Consider the following 16361-nt stretch of genomic DNA (forward strand, 5'->3'; position numbering starts at 1 on the left):
GCACACGTGCTCAATTTTGTCATTCGGCCGTTACGTTCAACCCCTAGAGCGGGATACGCCACGTTTTCGTGGGGTTTCGGAGCGGTCATCATCAGCAGTGCTGACCCGTCAAGAGGCCTCACACTGCTCTTCTAGGGAGACGAAGAAGATGACCATTTTGCCGACACTGAAATCCTTTGCCGTCGCAGCCGCCATCCTGGCGTCGACCTCTGCAATTGCACTCGCCAAGGACGTTCACATCAGCGTCTGGGCCGGCGGCACCGGCCCGAACGACGTCTATCGCCTCGACGCCATCGAGATCGCAGCCCAGCAGCTGCAGCGTGAAGCCGCCCTCAAGGGCGAAGATCTGAAGATCACTGTCGAGAAGAAGCCCTATTCGGCCTGGGAGGACTTCAAGCAGGCGCTGACCCTTGCCGCCGAAGCCAAGACCGCCCCGAATATCGTCGTCAGCGGCCATGAAGACATCGCACCCTGGTCGCAGGCCGGACTGATCGTTCCGATCGAGGATTATGTCGATCTCGATTCATGGCCGCTCAGCGACATCTATGAAAACCTGTTGAAGATCGCGTCCTACAACGGCACCGTCTATGGTATCCCGCAGGACGCTGAATCCCGCCCGATGTTCTTCTGGAAGCCTTACATGAAGGCGATCGGTTACAGCGATGCCGATCTGGACGCGCTGCCGCAGAGCGTCCAGGACGGCAAGTACACCATGAAGAACCTGCTCGAAGACGCCAAGAAGATGCAGGACAAGGGCCTCGTCCAGGCCGGCTACGGATTTTATCCGCGCACCAGCAACGGCCCTGATTACTGGCAGTTCTACACCAGCTTCGGCGGCACGATGGAAGAAGGCGGCAAGCTCGTTTTCGACAAGGCCGCGATGACCCGCACCTATCAGTTCTTCGCCGATGCCGTGAAGGCCGGTGTCACCAAGAAGAACCACATCGGCATGCCGGGCGACCAGTGGTGGAAGGAAGTCGCCACCGGCAAGGCCGGCATCTGGGATGGCGGCACTTGGCACTATGCCCGCCTCGTCAACCAGGAAGGCCTGAAGGACTTCTTCGGCAACGTGATCTTCACGCTGATCCCCGCTGGCGAAGGCGGCAAGGCCAACACGCTGACCCACCCACTCGTCTACCTTCTGACCGCGGGCCACGACAAGGAAGACACCGAGATCGCCGCCCAGCTGGTCAAGATCGCCTCCGAGCCGCGCACTAACGCGCTGCATGCGGTCAAATCAGCCCATCTCGGCATCTCCAAGTCGGAATCGACGGTCGACTTCTACTCGGCTGACCGCTGGACCCGCGAAGCCACCGAGCGCCTGCTGCCGCATGCCAATGCTATGCCGAACAATTCCGATTTCGGCAAATATTGGAACATCATGTGGAAGAACCTCGAAGCATCCTGGACCGGCGCCAAGACCGTGGACGCCGCGGTCAGTGATGCAGAGAGCGAGCTGAAGAGCACGCTCGGCGACAAGATCGTCATCCGTTAAGATTGAAGCACTCATCCGGGCGGCGGCAGCGCCGCCCGGTCGGTCCGCGACGAGGGGGCTTCCATGAAATCGTCCAGAACGCTCGGACTGGTGATGATCGCGCCTGCCGCGATCATGATCATCCTGTTCTTCCTGATGCCGGTCGTTCTGACGGCGGTCTTCTCGATGACCAGCATGACGACGGCGACCGGCATATCCGGCGGTGTCTACCAGATCGCACCCAATTCCCTGATCGCGCTGAAATCGGCGATACCAGACATTGCCGCCGAGATGGCCGAACCGCGCTACACGATCGACGAGGCGGGCCTCAAGGCCGTCGAAGGTCTCGGTCTTGCGCCGGGGATTGCTGGGGAATTGCGCGCCAAACATGCAGGTGAGGTGTTCACGGCACGCCGCGACGTCGAGCGCATGCTCAAGGATCTTGCCGACCGGCCTTCGACGCGCGACGTCAAGCAGATTTCCGAACAGTTCAACCGCTCCGTCCTCAACACCCGCTTCGACAGCAAGGAACAACTCTTTTCGGCGCTGGATGGTCTGGGTTTCAAACTGACACCTGAGCAGAAGGAAACGGTCGCCAAGGCCACTTATACCGGCTGGGTTTGGACGACCGACAATTTCTCGCGCATGACCACCTCACCCGACATGGCGCGCGTGCTCTTGAACACCGTGCTCTACGTCGCGCTGGTGCTGATGCTGTTCAATGTCGGCTATGCGCTGCTGCTTGCCATCTGGACGCATTACATGCCGCCGACGCCAGCCTCGATCTTCCGCGGCATCTGGCTCCTGCCGCGCATTACCCCCGTCGTCATCTACGTCATGCTATGGAAGTGGCTTGCCTGGGATACCGGCTTCATTTCGATCCTGATGGGCAAGTTCGGCTATCCGCCGAAGAACTATCTTCTCGACAACGCCTATAACGCCTGGTTCTTCGTCGTGCTGATCAACGGCTTCATCGGCGCCTCGATGGGCATGCTGGTCTTCTCCTCGGCGATGAAAGCCATTCCGAAGAGCCAGTTCTATGCGAGCGAGGTCGACGGCGCCTCGCGCTGGCAGCAGATCCGCTACATCATCCTGCCGCAGATGCGTTGGCCGATCCTCTTCGTTACCTGCTACCAGACCTTGTCGCTGCTTGCCTCCTTCAATGAAATCCTGCTTGCCACCAATGGCGGACCGGGCAACGCGACCGAGGTCTGGGCGCTCTCCGCCTATCACACTGCGCTCAGAAACTATGCCGGCAATCTCGAATACGGGTTGGGTGCCGCCATGGCGCTGGTGCTCGTCGTCATCGGCGTGATGCTGTCGCTCCTCTATCTGCGCGTCTTCAACTACGGCACGCTTGTCGCCAAGCCTTTGATCGAGGATTGACCATGGCCGAACGATCGCAGCCCTCGGCAAATTATCGCAGCTGGCCTGTCATATCGGCGCTGACCATCGTCAGCCTGCCGCTGCTCCTGATGTATGTCTATCTCTTCCTCGACACCGTGACCGTGAAGCAGGCGGACGCTCTGCTGCCCTCCGGCTTGACGCTTAGTCACTGGCGATTCCTCTGGCAGACGACGGAGGGCAAGGCAAACATCTGGCAGGTGACGCTGAATACATTGCTCTTTTCGGCCTGCACCACCAGCCTGGTGCTCATCGTCTCATCGATGGCGGGCTATGTGCTATCGCGGCTGAACGTCCCGGCGCGCGGCTTCTTCCTTGCCGGCGTCATGGTGCTGCATGCCTTCCCGTCGGTGACGTTGATCATCGCCATCTTCATCGTGCTGCAGATGATCGGTCTCTACAATTCGCTGATCGGCGTCATCCTGGTGAAGGCGGCGATTGACCTGCCGCTCGGCATCTGGCTGATGAAGGGCTTCTACGACACCGTGCCGTGGGAAATCGAAATGGCCGGCGTCGTCGACGGCGCCTCGCGCTTCCGGGTCTGGCGCAGCCTCGTGCTGCCGCAGGTCAAGCCCGGCATCATGGCGCTCGGCCTATTCTCTTTCCTCTCCGGCTGGGGCGAGTTCATCCTGCCGCAGGTGCTGGCGCCTGGTAATCAGGTGCAGGTGCTGTCGGTCTATCTCGCGGCCTTCCTTGCCGACGACAACAACTATGATTTCAACATGTTCAAAGCGGTCGGCGTCTTCTACCTCGTTCCGGTGCTGATCGTTTATGCGCTCTTCAACAAATATCTTATGAACATCTACGGCGGCGGGAGCAAAGGCTGATGCGCATCCTCCTCGACAATTTTTCGAAGAGCTTCGGCTCCACCAAGGTCATCGAGAACATGCGGCTCGAAGTCGGCAGCGGCGAGATGCTGGCGCTGCTCGGCCCTTCCGGCTGCGGCAAATCGACGACGCTCTTTTCCGTCTGCGGCATCCACCGGCCGAGCGGTGGACGCATCCTCTTCGGCGACCGCGACGTCACCGACCTACCGAGCCAGGCTCGCAATGTCGGCGTCGTTTTCCAGTCCTATGCGCTCTATCCGCACATGACGGTTACCGAGAACATCGGTTTTCCGCTGAAGGTGAAGGGCATGCCCGCCGCCGAGATCCGCAAGGAGGTCGACCGTATCGCCGCCCTCGTGCAGATCGGCAACCTGATGGGCCGCAGGCCGGCCGAGCTTTCCGGCGGCCAGCAGCAGCGCGTGGCGCTGGCGCGCGCGCTGATCCGCAAGCCAGATGTGCTGCTGCTCGATGAACCGCTCGCCAATCTCGACGCCAAGCTGCGCCTCGAAATGCGCTCGGAAATCCGCCGCCTGCAGCGCGAGACCGGCATCACCGCCATTCTCGTCACCCATGACCAGGTGGAGGCGATGAGCATGTGCGACCGCATCGCCATCATGAAGGAAGGCGAGATCGTCCAGATCGCTACGCCGGCCGAGATGTACAATGATCCGAAGACCGCCTTCGTTGCCGGCTTCCTTGGTAATCCGCCGATCACCTTCCTGCGCGGCGTTGTGGACAACGGCGCCTTCACAATCCGGCAAAGCGAAATCCGCGTGCCGCTGCCTGATAACGTCACCGCCGCCGAGGGCACGAAGCTGATGCTCGGCGTCAGGCCGGAGCATTTTACGCCGGCAGGCGACATCACCGTGCCCGGCAAGATCACCTTCGCCGAAACGCAAGGTCGCGAGAACCTCTACGACGTGGCTCTTGCCGGCGGACCGCTGCTGCGCTCCATCCAGCCGGTGCGCAGCGATGTTCACGTCGGCGACGACGTCAGGTGGGCGATCGACAGCCGCGGCATATTCGTCTTCGACGAAAATGGCAGGAGGCTCTGATGACCCGCGATTTCTCGGCATTTTTCCAGCGTTACGGCTGGCCGTCAGGCAAGGGTCGACTTCCCTTTTGCATCGGCCATCGTGGCGCAAGCGGCCATGAACGCGAGAACACCATTGCCGCCTTCCGCCGCGCTGCCGAACTCGGCGCTGAGATGTGGGAGCTCGACACGCAACTGACCAAGGACGGCGTGGTCGTCGTCTCGCATGACGACCATCTCGAGCGTGTCTTCGGCATCGACCGCCGCATTTCCGAAATGACGGCGGCGGAGCTTAGCGCACTTGACGGCGTCGACGTGCCGAGTTTTTCGCAGGTCGCCGCACTCGGCCGCGAGACCGGGACCGGTCTCTATGTCGAGCTGAAGGCTCCTGGAACCGGCATGCGCTGCTGGCGGCACCTTGCCGAGATGAACCAGCGTTTCGCCTGCCTCGGCTCCTTCGACACGGCGCAGGTGCGCGAGCTCAGCGACGCCGCCTGCGATTTTCCGCTCTCGGTGCTGATCCGTGTCGGCCACGATCCGCATGCGCTCGGCGACGAGGCCGGCGCCGATATCCTGCACCTCTGCTGGGAGAGGGCAGGCGAGCGTCCGCAGGATCTGGTGACCGACGCGCTGATGCGCCGCGCCTTCGAGGCGGGCCGCGAGATCGTGCTCTGGCACGAGGAGCGGCCGGCCATTCTGGATGACATCATGAAGCTTCCGGTTCTCGGCATCTGCACGGATCTGCCCGATCTGATGCGGCCGCCTGCGGTTAAGGAAAAAGCAGTTGGCAGACAGGGATAAGGGACCGCGCAAGGTAACCTCCTTCGACGTGGCGCGTGTGGCCGGCGTCTCGCGCGCTGCCGTGTCGCGCGCCTTCACGCCGGATGCCAGCGTCTCGCCGAAGACGCGCGAGAAGGTCTATCAGGCCGCCAAGGAACTTGGCTACCGGGTCAACTATCTTGCCCGAAGCCTGACCAACAAACGCTCCGATCTCGTCGGCGTCGTCGCCGCCGGCCTCGACAATCCGTTTCGCACGTTGCAGATCGAGAATCTGGCGAGAGTGCTGATCGCCCGCAATTTCCGTCCCATCCTGCTGCCGACCTCGCAAGAGGCGGACACCTCGACCGTCATCGGCCAGCTGCTCCATTACGCCGTGTCGGGCGTCATCGTCACCTCGGACGCCCCGCCGACCGAGATCTGCGAGCAATGCGCGGCCGAAGGCGTGCCGATCGTGCTGATCAACAAGGGCAACGACATCCCCTTCGTCGACCGCATCATCTCGGACGACCGCATGGCCGGCCATCTCGCCGCCACCCACCTGATCGACAGCGGCGTGCGAAAGCCCGCTGTAATGGCCGCCCCCGCTATATCCTATACGGCGCGGCGGCGCAGCGAGGCCTTCATCGCACGCTGCAAGCAGCTCGGCGTCGAGGCGCAGTTCCTGCAGATCAGGATCAATGATTACCGGAGCGGCTATGATGCGGCAGCCGAACTTGCCGCATCCGGCATCGACGGGCTGTTCTGCGCCAACGATTACATGGCCTGCGGCGTGATCGACCGCGTCTTGCAGGGCCGCGGCCGTGATGATGCGCCGCCGCTGCGCATCATCGGCCATGACGACATTCCTCAGGCGAGCTGGACCGCCTACGATCTGACGACCATCCGCCAACCCTGCGACGTCCAGGCCGAAAAGACGGTCGACCTGCTGATGAGCCGGATGGCCGAGCCGGACCTGACGGCGCGTGTCGAATTCACGCCGGTGACACTGATCAGAAGAAGGACTGCCTGATGAATTCCGCATTCGACGCCGCTGCCATCCGCGCACGGGCGGAGGTCGCCATCACCGTTGCCCTCGAGGTCGGACGGGAGACGGCCCGGTTTCGGCGCGACTCTGACCCCGGAACCCTCACCGTCGAGAACAAGGGATTGCAGGATTTCGTCACCATCGCCGACAGGAGGGCCGAGCAGGCGATCCACGACGGGCTGCTCTCGCGCTTTCCGGATGATAGTTTCATGGGCGAAGAGAGCGGCGGACGATCGGGTAAGGGCGGCACCTGGGTCGTCGATCCGATCGACGGCACGACCAACTATATCAGGGGCTTCCGGCACTGGGGTGTCTCGATCGCCTTTGTCGTCGGCGGAAAGGTGGAGGTCGGCGTGGTCTACGACGCCGCCGGAGACAAAGTCTTTCACGCCGTCCGCGGCGGTGGCGCCTTCAAGGACGGGATTCCGGTCCATGCGGCGGCGACCGCCGATCCAGCCAATGCGCTTGTCATTCTCGGCCATTCCCGCAAGACGAGCTTCGACGACCATCTCGCGCTCTCGCGGCGGCTCCACGAACGCGGCATGGATTATCGCCGCATGGGCGCGGCCGCGATCGACCTCGTTCGTGTCGCCGAGGGTGCTGCCGATCTCTATTACGAACGCCACCTCAATGCCTGGGACATGCTCGCCGGCGCGCTGATCGCCGAAGAGGCCGGCGCTGTGGTGGCGATGCCGCCGGTCGATAGGCTGCTTGTACAGGGCGGACCCGTCATCGCCTACTCGCCGGGGCTTGCCGGCGAATTCGCGTTCATTCTCGACATCGAGGGGCTATAGATACACCTCTCCCACAGACGCGATCCGCCCGATTTGTGAGACTGCGAACTTCGCCCGAAAGTTACGGAACGCCCGTTACGCAACAACGCGATTGCGGCCGCTCTTTTTCGCCGCATAGAGATTCTGATCTGCGATCGCCAAAATCTCGTTCGGAGAATTGGTGGATAGAGTACTACCGGCGACACCGATGCTGATCGTCACATGCAGCCCGTTGCAGACCTCGGACCAGTCCCACCGCTCAATGGCCGAACGCAACTTCTCGCAGATATCGGTAGCGCCTCGGGGAGTGCCGGCGAGCAAGACGACGAATTCCTCGCCGCCAAAGCGAATTGCCTGATCGGTAATGCGCAGCTGGCCGCGCAGTATAGTTCCAATGGCACTCAGGACCCGGTCGCCGATCATGTGAGAGAAGTTATCGTTGATCGACTTGAAGTGATCGACATCCAGCATCGCGATCGAATATGGACGTTTCTCAGATGTCAGCGCTTTAAACCGGCTGTCGAGATATTTGCGATTATAGAGCCCGGTCAGTGCGTCCAGATAGACGGCATTGGCAAGGATATCGGTTTGCTCCTGCAATTTCTGATAGGAGGCCTCCAGCGTTTCTGCGCGCTTCGATTCCGTTTCGGCAACTTCCTTGAACCGTTTGGTTTCATAGTAGATTTCGGCGAGACGTGCGCGCCGCTGGGTACTCTCGGCGCTATTGCGCAAATAGGCCTGGTGGTATTTCTTATGTGCCTCCAGCGCCTGATCGAACTGCCCCAGCCCCTCATAGGCCTGCGACAGATAAAGATAGATCTGAACATAGGAATCGAAACTGCCGCCGGCGTCGATCAGCTCCAGCGCCTCGAGCAGCGGCGATAGGGCTTCCGTGAATTTTCCGGAATTGTTGTAGATCTGGCCCAGGGTGTAGAGATATTGCTGCCTGTCCCGGACATAGCTGTTCTCTTGAAACAGCCGGTAGCGCTCCATGCATTGGAGCGCCTTGTCATGCTCGCCCAGATGGCTGTGGAACTCGGCCTTGTTGCCGAGGCAGATACGAGCAGCCCAGCTGTCGCCGATCTCGGTTGCGATGTCGAGCGCCTGTTCGGTCAGTTCCAGTGCTCTGACCAGCATCTGGTGTCCTTCCTCCGGGCGGCCGAGCGCCTCCTCGATATATCCGCCTTCCGAATGAGCGCCGCCGAGATTGATCAGCCACCAGCATTCATAGGTTCTGTCGCCAATCAACCTGGCGAGTTCGACGGACCTCTCGCTCATCAAGATGGCCCGGTCGGGCTGCTTGTTGTACCAGAAGATGATTCCAACGACGTTGGTCGCCAGGCTTTGCGCTTTCGGGTCTGCTGTCTTGTCGGCCAGATCCAAGGCGCGGGTCGCTTCTTCGATCGCTTCCTCCGGCAAGCCCAATTCCAAGAGCAGCCATCCGAAATACGCCCGGGCGCAGGCTTCCTGTTTGCGCTCCCCGTTCAATTTCCAGAAGTCTACCGCCCGCCGGATATGCGTCAGCCCAAGTTCGGCCTTGCCGATTTGAAAACAGTACCAGGCAATGTCGGTGTCGCATTGCGCGGCGAGCCGATCGTCGCCCCGCGCCTTGGCATCAGCAAGGATTTCGCCGGCCAGTGCGAGTGCCTCAAGCGAATGGCCTGTACATCCAAGATGCCACGCTTCTTGTAAGTTGGGATTTGCCTGCTGAGTAACTGCTTCAGTATCAACAACTTGCATCTCGAACACCAACATTTGTCTGCTGATATGGATAGCATCAGAAGTTTAAAATGATGCAAATTGCAAAAAGTACGCGACAAGCCCGGAAATAGGCTATCGAAAATCTCTCATATCTTTCGACACCATGCGCCGACGCCCGCCGGTTAATCCGCTATGCGGCGTTCCCAGGCGCGTTCGGTCGCCGGTGCCTCGTCGGTGGTGATCTGATCCGGCTTCAGGGCCATCAGCGCCTGGAAGTTTCGCCATTCCTCTTCGCTGAAGCCGGCCTCCGGATCCTTCAGGGTGAAGGTCCAGGCATCGACGCGTTTGCCTTGCTCCTGGCAGAGCGCGATCATGTCGAGACCTTCATTGGCGGCATTAAGGATCAGCCGCCAATTGAGATAGATCGTGTCCGGTTCCGTCGGGCCGCGCAGGTCGGCGCGCAATTCCGCCTCGACCGCCTTCCAGCCGCGAGCCTTGCTGATATCGTAGAGCTTGTCGGTGGGGTCGATCCCACGCAGCAGATGCGGGAGCTTCTCCTTGACCGCGACGATGAGATCGAGACTGTCGCCGCTGACGATCACCGAGGCCGCGATATCGCGGAAATGCTCGGCAAGATGCTCAATGCCCCTGGCGCCGATCGCCTCGTAGTCGTCCTTCATATCGAATTGCAGCAGCGCGGCCGGATTCGTCGATTGCATCATGGCGGCGAGATCCTCACTGAGGATCAGCGGCCGGTCGCCCTCCTGCATTCTGATATCGCCGAGGTCACCGATGCTCTTTTCGGTGATCGGTCCATGCCCGGTCGTTTCACCTTCGAGGTCCTCGTCGTGCAGCACGACGAAACCGCCATCGGCGCGCACGCGCAGATCGAGCTCCATCGAGGCGCCTGACGCAAATCCCTCCGCCATCACTTCGGCTGAGAACAACGGATCGGCAAACCGCTTGCGCAATCGGTGCCATTTCAGGCGGGTGCGATGCCCCTCATGTGAAATCTCCAGGCCCTGCGCATCCAGCAATTTCGTCATCTGCACCAAGTCTCCGCGATACCACTCTCCTGCCTTGATGAGCCATGATTATCAAGGGCCGAATACGGCTTTCATCGGCTGTAGGCTGCGGATATTGCCTCCGCAGCGGCTGATATATCCGAGGGATGGCCGGTCTGCCTGAGGGCCGCGCCATACGCCACGACGTTCGAGAGCACCGTCTGGAATGCGGCGCGCGGACCAGTGTGGTTCAGCCGCAAGAGACGGGCCGGCCCAGTTCCGACGCCTTCGGTCAGCTCGACTCCCAACTGCCCGGCGGCTGCGATCAGCGCGGCAGGCGCCAGTGCCTCCGGCACCGGCACCGCCGTCACCAGGTTCGAAGCCTTTGTTGCCGGTACCCAGGCCGGGGCGCCGAGCGCGGCAATGCCCGCCCGTGTCGCCGATGCCGCCAGCGCATGGCGGGCGACGATATTCTCCAGGCCTTCGGCCTCGACGCGGTCGAGCGCCGTTTCCAGTGCGAAGAATTCCAGCGGCGCCGGCGTTCCCGGCAGGCCGCGTCGGCCGCTGTCGACCCAGGTCTTCAGATCGGCCAACGACAAGATCGAATCGCACGGTGCGCCATCCGTCAGGATCAGATCCCAGGCGCGGTGGCTGACCGAGAGTGCGGACACGCCGGCAGGCCCGCCGAGCGCCTTTTGCGGGCCGACAACCGCAATGTCGATGCCGAGATCGTCGACTTCGAAACTATGACCGCCGACCGAGGCCACTGCATCGACGATGGTGACGATGCCGCGGGCCCGGGCAAGCGCCAGTATTTCGGGCAGGGGGTTGAGGATGCCGCTTGCAGATTCCGCGTGAACGAGAGCGAGCACATCGATGCGAGGACCGGCGTCGAGCGCTTTGGCGACTGCTTCGATCTCGATCGGCAGGCCCGGTTCGGCGACGATATCGGCGACCGTCGCACCGCCCCGCCGCAGCCATTGCCCGAACCAGCCGCCATAGAGGCTGGTGACGATGTTGAGTGCTGTGAGGCCGGGGCGCGCAAGGCTGACGGCAGCCGCCTCCAGCGCCACCACCGCCTCGGCCTGCACCAGCAATATATCGTTGCGGCTGCGCAAGATGTCGCCGATTCTGTCGGCAAGGACGGCGTAGCGCTCCGCGGGATAGGAGGGCACGCCATGCAGGGGATTCCAACCAAGATCGGACATGGATACTTCCTTCAGCAGGGATCGGTCACGAGACGGGGGACGGCGGCAACGAGCGCACGGGCAGCCTCGGATTGCGGCGCCGCAACGACCGCCGCTGCCGGACCGGTCTCGACGATCCGCCCACCATCCATGACGGCGATGCGGTGGGAGACGGCACGGACCACGGCAAGGTCGTGCGAGATGAAGAGACAGGCAATGCCCTGTTCTTTCTGCAGGTCGACCAGAAGCTCCAGAATTCTGCCGCGCACGGTGACATCGAGGGCGGACACCGCCTCGTCGAGCACGAGCAGCGATGGCTTTGTCGCAATCGCCCTCGCGATCGCCACACGCTGCCGCTGGCCACCGGAGAGTGCGCGAACCGGCCTGTCGGCATAATCGACAGGCAGGCCGACACGTTCGAGAAGCATGACGATCTCGCCCGGGCGTCGGTCTTTCGCCGCGATGCCGTGGATGCGAAGCGGATCGTCGAGCACCGTGCCGACGGTCGCCAACGGATTGAAGGCCGCAAGCGGATCCTGAAACACCATCTGCATGCGCGCCCGCCGGCGGCGCAAAGACGCGCCGTTCAGAGCGAACCAATCCTCTCCCTCGAAGCGGATCGAGCCGGCATCGGCGCTGAGAAGCCGCAGCAGAATGCGCGACAGCGTCGATTTCCCGCTGCCGGAGGCGCCGACGAGACCGAGCGTTTCCCCAGGCGCGATCGTCAGCGACACATTGTCGAGAGCGGCAACCTGGCGGCCCGCAGAAGAAAAGCCCTTCGATAGGTTTTCGACGGAAAGCAGCACATCGTTCATGGCAACACCTCCGCGATCAGCGGTGGCGTCGCGAGGTCGCGATGGCTGGCGATGAGGGCGGCGGTATAGTCGCTTTTCGGCGCAGAAAGCACTGAACGGACGGGGCCCGCCTCGACCAGCTTGGCATTGCGGAAAACGGCGATGCGATCGACGAATCCGGAGGCAAGCGCGATGTCGTGGGTGATGAAGAGCAACGTCATCCCATCCTCGCGTACCAGCCCGTCGAGCAGGCGGACGATCTCGGCTTGAACGACGACGTCGAGCGCACTGGTCGCCTCGTCGGCGATCAGCAGAGCAGGTTTCGCAGCGATGGCAGCCGCGATCGACACACGCTGGCGCTGGCCGCCGGAAAGCTGATGTGGAAAGGCACGCATCGCCTTGTCAGGCTGCGGTATCCGCACCCGGCCGAGCAATTCCCAGGCCCTGACATAGGCCTGCTTCCAGCTGAGGCCGAGATGGCGCCTGGCGCCTTCGGCAACCTGCTCGCCGACCGTCAGGACGGGATTGAGGCTGGAGCCTGGATCCTGGAAAACCAAGCCAAAATCGCGCCCCGCGCGCGGCGGATGACCAAGTCCGGGCCAGAGCATCTCGCCGCCGACCTTCGCTCCTTCCGGCAGCAGGCCGGCAAGCGCGCGGGCAAGCGTGCTCTTGCCGGAGCCGCTTTCGCCGATGATCGCCAGCCTTTCGCCGGCGACGATATCGAGATCGACGCCATCGAGCGCGGCCGCGCTATTCCTGTCGCGCCCATAGGTGACCGAAAGCTGTCGCAGGCTGCAGAAAATGCCGCTCATGTCGCCCTCACACCGTCATCGCCAAGCACCTTGCCGAGCCCCTCGTTGAAGAGATGGACGCCGAGCACGGTCGTGGCGAGCGCAGCGCCCGGTATGACTGAGAGATAGGATGCCGAACGCAGCACGCTGCGACCTTCGGCGATCATCGAACCCCAAGTGGCGATATTGGGATTGCCAAGGCCAAGGAAGGACAGCGCCGCCTCGGTGAGGATCGCACCGGCGACGATGGTGGCGGAGAGCGCCAGCACCGGCGGCAACGCGTTTGGCAGGATTTCCCGGAAGGCGATCTCGGCCGGATGCATGCCGACTACCCTTGCCGAGGCGACGTAATCCTGCTCGCGGATTGCAAGCACCTGCGCTCGCGTCAGCCGCGCCGGATCGGCCCAGGTGCCGAGTGCGATGGCAAGGACGACAATGGGCGTCGACACTCCGATGGTGCTGACGAAAGCAAGGGCGAGCAAGAAAGCCGGTACGATCTGGAAGGCGTCGACCACCCGCATCAGCGCCTCGTCAATGAGTCCGCCGGCAAAACCGGCCGCCAGGCCGACGCAAAGTCCCAGCACCATGGCCGAAAACGCCGCCGCCAGGCCGACGGCAAGTGAGGTTCGTGCGCCGTAGAGCAGCCCCGCCAGGACGTCGCGGCCAAGACGGTCGGTGCCGAGCGGAAAAGCCGGATCGGCGAACGGCGCCAGCAGCGCGCGGCCGGCAATTTTCAGCGGATCGCCCGGTGAAATGACGGGAGCGAGCAGCCCGGCCAAAAGCAGGACGAGAAGGATCGCAAACCCTGCCGCACCTTCCGGCGTGCGCAGCAGTCGCCACAGCCAGCTCATACGCCGCCCTCCGAAGCGCCGATGCGCGGGTCGAGCGCGGCATAGACGAGATCGACGAGAAAATTGACCGAGATGACCAGGACGGCGCTGGTGACGACGATGCCCATCAACAGCGGCGCGTCGCGGCCGTTGACCGCCTCCTGCGCCAGCCGCCCGAAACCCGGGATCGCAAAGATGCTCTCGATCACCACGCTGCCGCCGAGCATGGCCGCCGATTGCAGCCCGAGCATGGTGACGAGCGGCAGCAGCGCGTTGCGCGCGACATGGCGCAGCACGATCCGGCTGCGCGACAGACCCTTGGCCCGGGCGAAGAGCACGAAATCAAGCTTCCAGGCCTCGGCCATGCCGCTGCGCATCACCCGCAGGAACAAGGCGAGATAGATCAGGGCGAGCGCGCCGACCGGCAGAACCAGATGATCGGCGATATCGAGCGCGCGCGAAAAACCTGTCTTGCCGGAAGCGATCGTCTCGACGCCGGCGATCGGAAACCAGCGCAGCTTCACCGAAAAGGCGATGCTCAGCACCAGGCCGAGCCAGAAGCTCGGAATGGCATAGACGATCAGTGAGCCGATCGACAGCAGCCGGTCACGCAGACCGCCCGGCCGCGCTCCGGCAAGGATGCCGAGCGCTGAGCCGAGGCCGAAGGAGAGTGCGGTGGCGCTGCCCATCAGCAGCAGCGTATTGGGCAGGCGTTCGGTAATGAGGGCACCGACCGGCCGGCCGAAGGCGACCGACCAGCCGAGATCGAAGCGTGCGAGCGAGGAAAGATAGAGCCAGAGGCGCGCGAACATCGATTGGTCGAGGCCGTAGCTCTCGCGCAGCGACTGCCTAAGTGCGGCATCGCCGCCGCCGATCGAGCCGAGATAGGCGTCGACAGCATCGCCCGAGGCGGATTCAAGCAGGAAAAAGGTGAAGATCACCACGATCAGCAGCACTGGAATGCTGCTGATCGCCCTGCGCCTCAGGAGGATGATTGCACGTCTCACGCCGGACAGGGCCTCTGGAAGAGAATTGCCGCCGATCCTATCACGATTGCAGCGCCGTATCGCCCCAGTTCGAGACGGCCCAGCGCGGATTGTCCGAGACGTTGAGCACGCTGTCGCGCGCGACGGTGATGAAACCCCATTCCGCGACGTTGATCAGTGGCAGATCGGCAACGACGAGCTGCTGGAACTTGCGGTAGAGATCGGTGCGCGCCGTCGTGTCGACAGTCTCCGAGGCCTGCTTGATGATCTTGTCGAGCTCCGGATTGACGTAGCCGCCCTGATTGGAGAAGGGCACGCCGGCTGGCGTCCCGGACTGGACGAGAATGGTGGTGGAGATCGCCGGATCACCGCGGAAGACCGGCGGACCGACGGCAAGGTCGAAGTCGTGGTCGGTATAAACAGCCTTCTGGTGCGCAGCCGCATCGGCATTGACGATCTCCGCATTGATGCCGATCACGGCGAGCGCCTGGCGAAGGTAATCGCCGAACTGCCGGGTCTCGTTGAAATAGGGCGCCGGGCGCAGTTTCAGCGTAAAGCGGTTGCCATCCGGTCCTTGCTTGTATCCTGCCTTGTCAAGAATGTCGTTGGCGGCCGCAGGGTCGAACGAATAGGCCGCGACATCGGGTGTATAGAACTCCGGCGCATTCTTCGGCACCGGGCCGGTCGAGGCGGCCGCATAACCGAGGAAGATGGTGTCGACCACGAATTTCTTGTCGATCGCCTGGGCGATTGCCTGACGGACCCTGAGGTCGGAAAGCTCCTTGCGGCGGTGATTGATCTCGACGACGAGCTGGTAGGTCAATGCCTCGTAGCCCTTCGAAATCACCTTGATCCCGGCGACCTTCGAGATACGGTCGAGATCGGCGAGCGGCACCGCCGAGAAGGCGGCAAGCTGGATTTCCTCGGCTTCGAGTGCTGCACCCGCCGCTTCGCGATCGGGCAGCACGCGGAAGATGATCTCGTCGAGTTTCGGCTGCTCCTTGTCCCAGTAATTTTCGTTGCGCGTCAGCCGGTAATATTCGCCGGGCTTGTGTTCGGCGAACTTGAACGGACCGGTGCCGATCAGCGTGTTATTGGCAGGGTTGGTCACGATGTCGGTGCCGTCGAAAATGTGCTTGGCGACGACGCTGGTGACGACAGGGAGCGCGTTGCGGATCAGCTGGAACGGCGTCGGCTTGGAGAAGCGGAAGATGGCGGTGTAATCGTCGGGCGTATCGACGGCTTGAAGATTGGCAAAGACCAGGCGGCCGAGATTCTGCAGCGGCTTCCAGACGTTGAGCGCCGAGAAGGCTACATCGACCGAGGTAAACGGCTTGCCATCGTGCCAGGTGACGCCGTCGCGGAGCTTGAAGGTGACGGAGAGGCCATCGGCCGAGCCTTCCCAGGAGGTGGCGAGGCGCGGCGAAAGCCCATCCTTGCCGTCGAACGACGCTTCGGCGAGCGGCTCGATCACCTTGCTTGCGACGAAAAATACGCCGTTCGAGGCGACGATGGCAGGATTGAGGTTCTTCGGCTCGGAATCGGCTGCAACGATCAGCCGGCCGCCGGCGGGCGCGGTCTGCGCGAGCGCCTGCCGGGCGAGCGCCGTCGAGGCAAGGAGCAGGGCGGTGCCCTTCATCAGCGTGCGCCGCGAGATAGATGATACGGTCATGACCCCTCCTGATCGGTGAACAATTCGCCAGACTATATTCGAAGCGAAAAGATCATTGCGACGGATATTAAATTCAAATGC

15 protein-coding genes are annotated in these 16361 nt (G+C 62.5%); 7 read left to right on the plus strand and 8 right to left on the minus strand.

Annotated elements, in window-relative coordinates; all coding sequences use genetic code 11:
- Positions 1-148 precede the first annotated feature (148 nt).
- The 7 genes from AC1D2N_RS17390 (at position 149) to AC1D2N_RS17420 (ending at position 7336) form a co-directional block, all read left to right on the plus strand.
- Positions 149-1495 (plus strand): extracellular solute-binding protein, encoded by a 1347-nt coding sequence (locus AC1D2N_RS17390; RefSeq protein WP_115157728.1) that lies wholly within the window; start codon positions 149-151, stop codon positions 1493-1495.
- Positions 1496-1558: 63 nt separating this feature from the next.
- Positions 1559-2860, plus strand: a complete 1302-nt coding sequence (locus AC1D2N_RS17395) for a carbohydrate ABC transporter permease (protein ID WP_026231071.1) — start codon at positions 1559-1561, stop codon at positions 2858-2860.
- A 2-nt stretch (positions 2861-2862) separates the two neighbouring features.
- The gene (locus AC1D2N_RS17400; protein WP_018448958.1) at positions 2863-3705 is read left to right on the plus strand and encodes a carbohydrate ABC transporter permease; all 843 of its coding nucleotides are present in this window, start codon (positions 2863-2865) and stop codon (positions 3703-3705) included.
- Positions 3705-4760, plus strand: a complete 1056-nt coding sequence (locus AC1D2N_RS17405) for an ABC transporter ATP-binding protein (protein ID WP_130654149.1) — start codon at positions 3705-3707, stop codon at positions 4758-4760. The genes AC1D2N_RS17400 and AC1D2N_RS17405 overlap by 1 nt, the downstream gene beginning before the upstream one ends.
- Positions 4760-5539: a glycerophosphodiester phosphodiesterase gene (locus tag AC1D2N_RS17410; RefSeq protein WP_130654150.1), complete on the plus strand. Its 780-nt coding sequence runs from the start codon at positions 4760-4762 to the stop codon at positions 5537-5539. The genes AC1D2N_RS17405 and AC1D2N_RS17410 overlap by 1 nt, the downstream gene beginning before the upstream one ends.
- A complete protein-coding gene (locus AC1D2N_RS17415; protein ID WP_130654151.1) occupies positions 5523-6527 on the plus strand; it encodes a LacI family DNA-binding transcriptional regulator in 1005 nt (334 codons plus the stop codon). Before AC1D2N_RS17410 ends, AC1D2N_RS17415 begins: the two co-directional genes overlap by 17 nt.
- Positions 6527-7336, plus strand: coding sequence for an inositol monophosphatase family protein (locus AC1D2N_RS17420; RefSeq protein WP_130654152.1), 810 nt, complete (start codon positions 6527-6529; stop codon positions 7334-7336). Before AC1D2N_RS17415 ends, AC1D2N_RS17420 begins: the two co-directional genes overlap by 1 nt.
- Positions 7337-7411: 75 nt before the next feature.
- On the opposite strand, the gene AC1D2N_RS17425 is transcribed toward AC1D2N_RS17420, so the two are convergent.
- The 8 genes from AC1D2N_RS17425 to AC1D2N_RS17460 form a co-directional block, all read right to left on the minus strand.
- Entirely contained in the window at positions 7412-9070 is a 1659-nt protein-coding gene (locus AC1D2N_RS17425; RefSeq protein WP_130654153.1) for a tetratricopeptide repeat-containing diguanylate cyclase, read from the minus strand.
- 128 nt (positions 9071-9198) lie between these two features.
- On the minus strand, positions 9199-10062 hold the full coding sequence (locus AC1D2N_RS17430) for a glycerophosphodiester phosphodiesterase (protein ID WP_197728294.1): 864 nt from the start codon (positions 10060-10062) through the stop codon (positions 9199-9201).
- Between the two features lie 71 nt (positions 10063-10133).
- Positions 10134-11228, minus strand: a complete 1095-nt coding sequence (locus tag AC1D2N_RS17435; protein ID WP_130654155.1) for a pyridoxal-phosphate-dependent aminotransferase family protein — start codon at positions 11226-11228, stop codon at positions 10134-10136.
- A gap of 11 nt (positions 11229-11239) precedes the next feature.
- On the minus strand, positions 11240-12022 hold the full coding sequence (locus AC1D2N_RS17440) for an ABC transporter ATP-binding protein (RefSeq protein WP_130654156.1): 783 nt from the start codon (positions 12020-12022) through the stop codon (positions 11240-11242).
- Entirely contained in the window at positions 12019-12813 is a 795-nt protein-coding gene (locus AC1D2N_RS17445; protein WP_130654157.1) for an ABC transporter ATP-binding protein, read from the minus strand. Before AC1D2N_RS17445 ends, AC1D2N_RS17440 begins: the two co-directional genes overlap by 4 nt.
- Complete coding sequence (locus tag AC1D2N_RS17450; protein WP_130654158.1) at positions 12810-13643, minus strand: ABC transporter permease; 834 nt, start codon at positions 13641-13643, stop codon at positions 12810-12812. The genes AC1D2N_RS17445 and AC1D2N_RS17450 overlap by 4 nt, the downstream gene beginning before the upstream one ends.
- The gene (locus AC1D2N_RS17455; RefSeq protein ID WP_130654159.1) at positions 13640-14629 is read right to left on the minus strand and encodes an ABC transporter permease; all 990 of its coding nucleotides are present in this window, start codon (positions 14627-14629) and stop codon (positions 13640-13642) included. Before AC1D2N_RS17455 ends, AC1D2N_RS17450 begins: the two co-directional genes overlap by 4 nt.
- 40 nt (positions 14630-14669) lie before the next feature.
- Complete coding sequence (locus AC1D2N_RS17460) at positions 14670-16280, minus strand: ABC transporter substrate-binding protein (protein ID WP_130654160.1); 1611 nt, start codon at positions 16278-16280, stop codon at positions 14670-14672.
- Positions 16281-16361 lie beyond the last annotated feature (81 nt).

The sequence above is a fragment of the Rhizobium sp. P1_B8 genome (genome assembly GCF_056406515.1).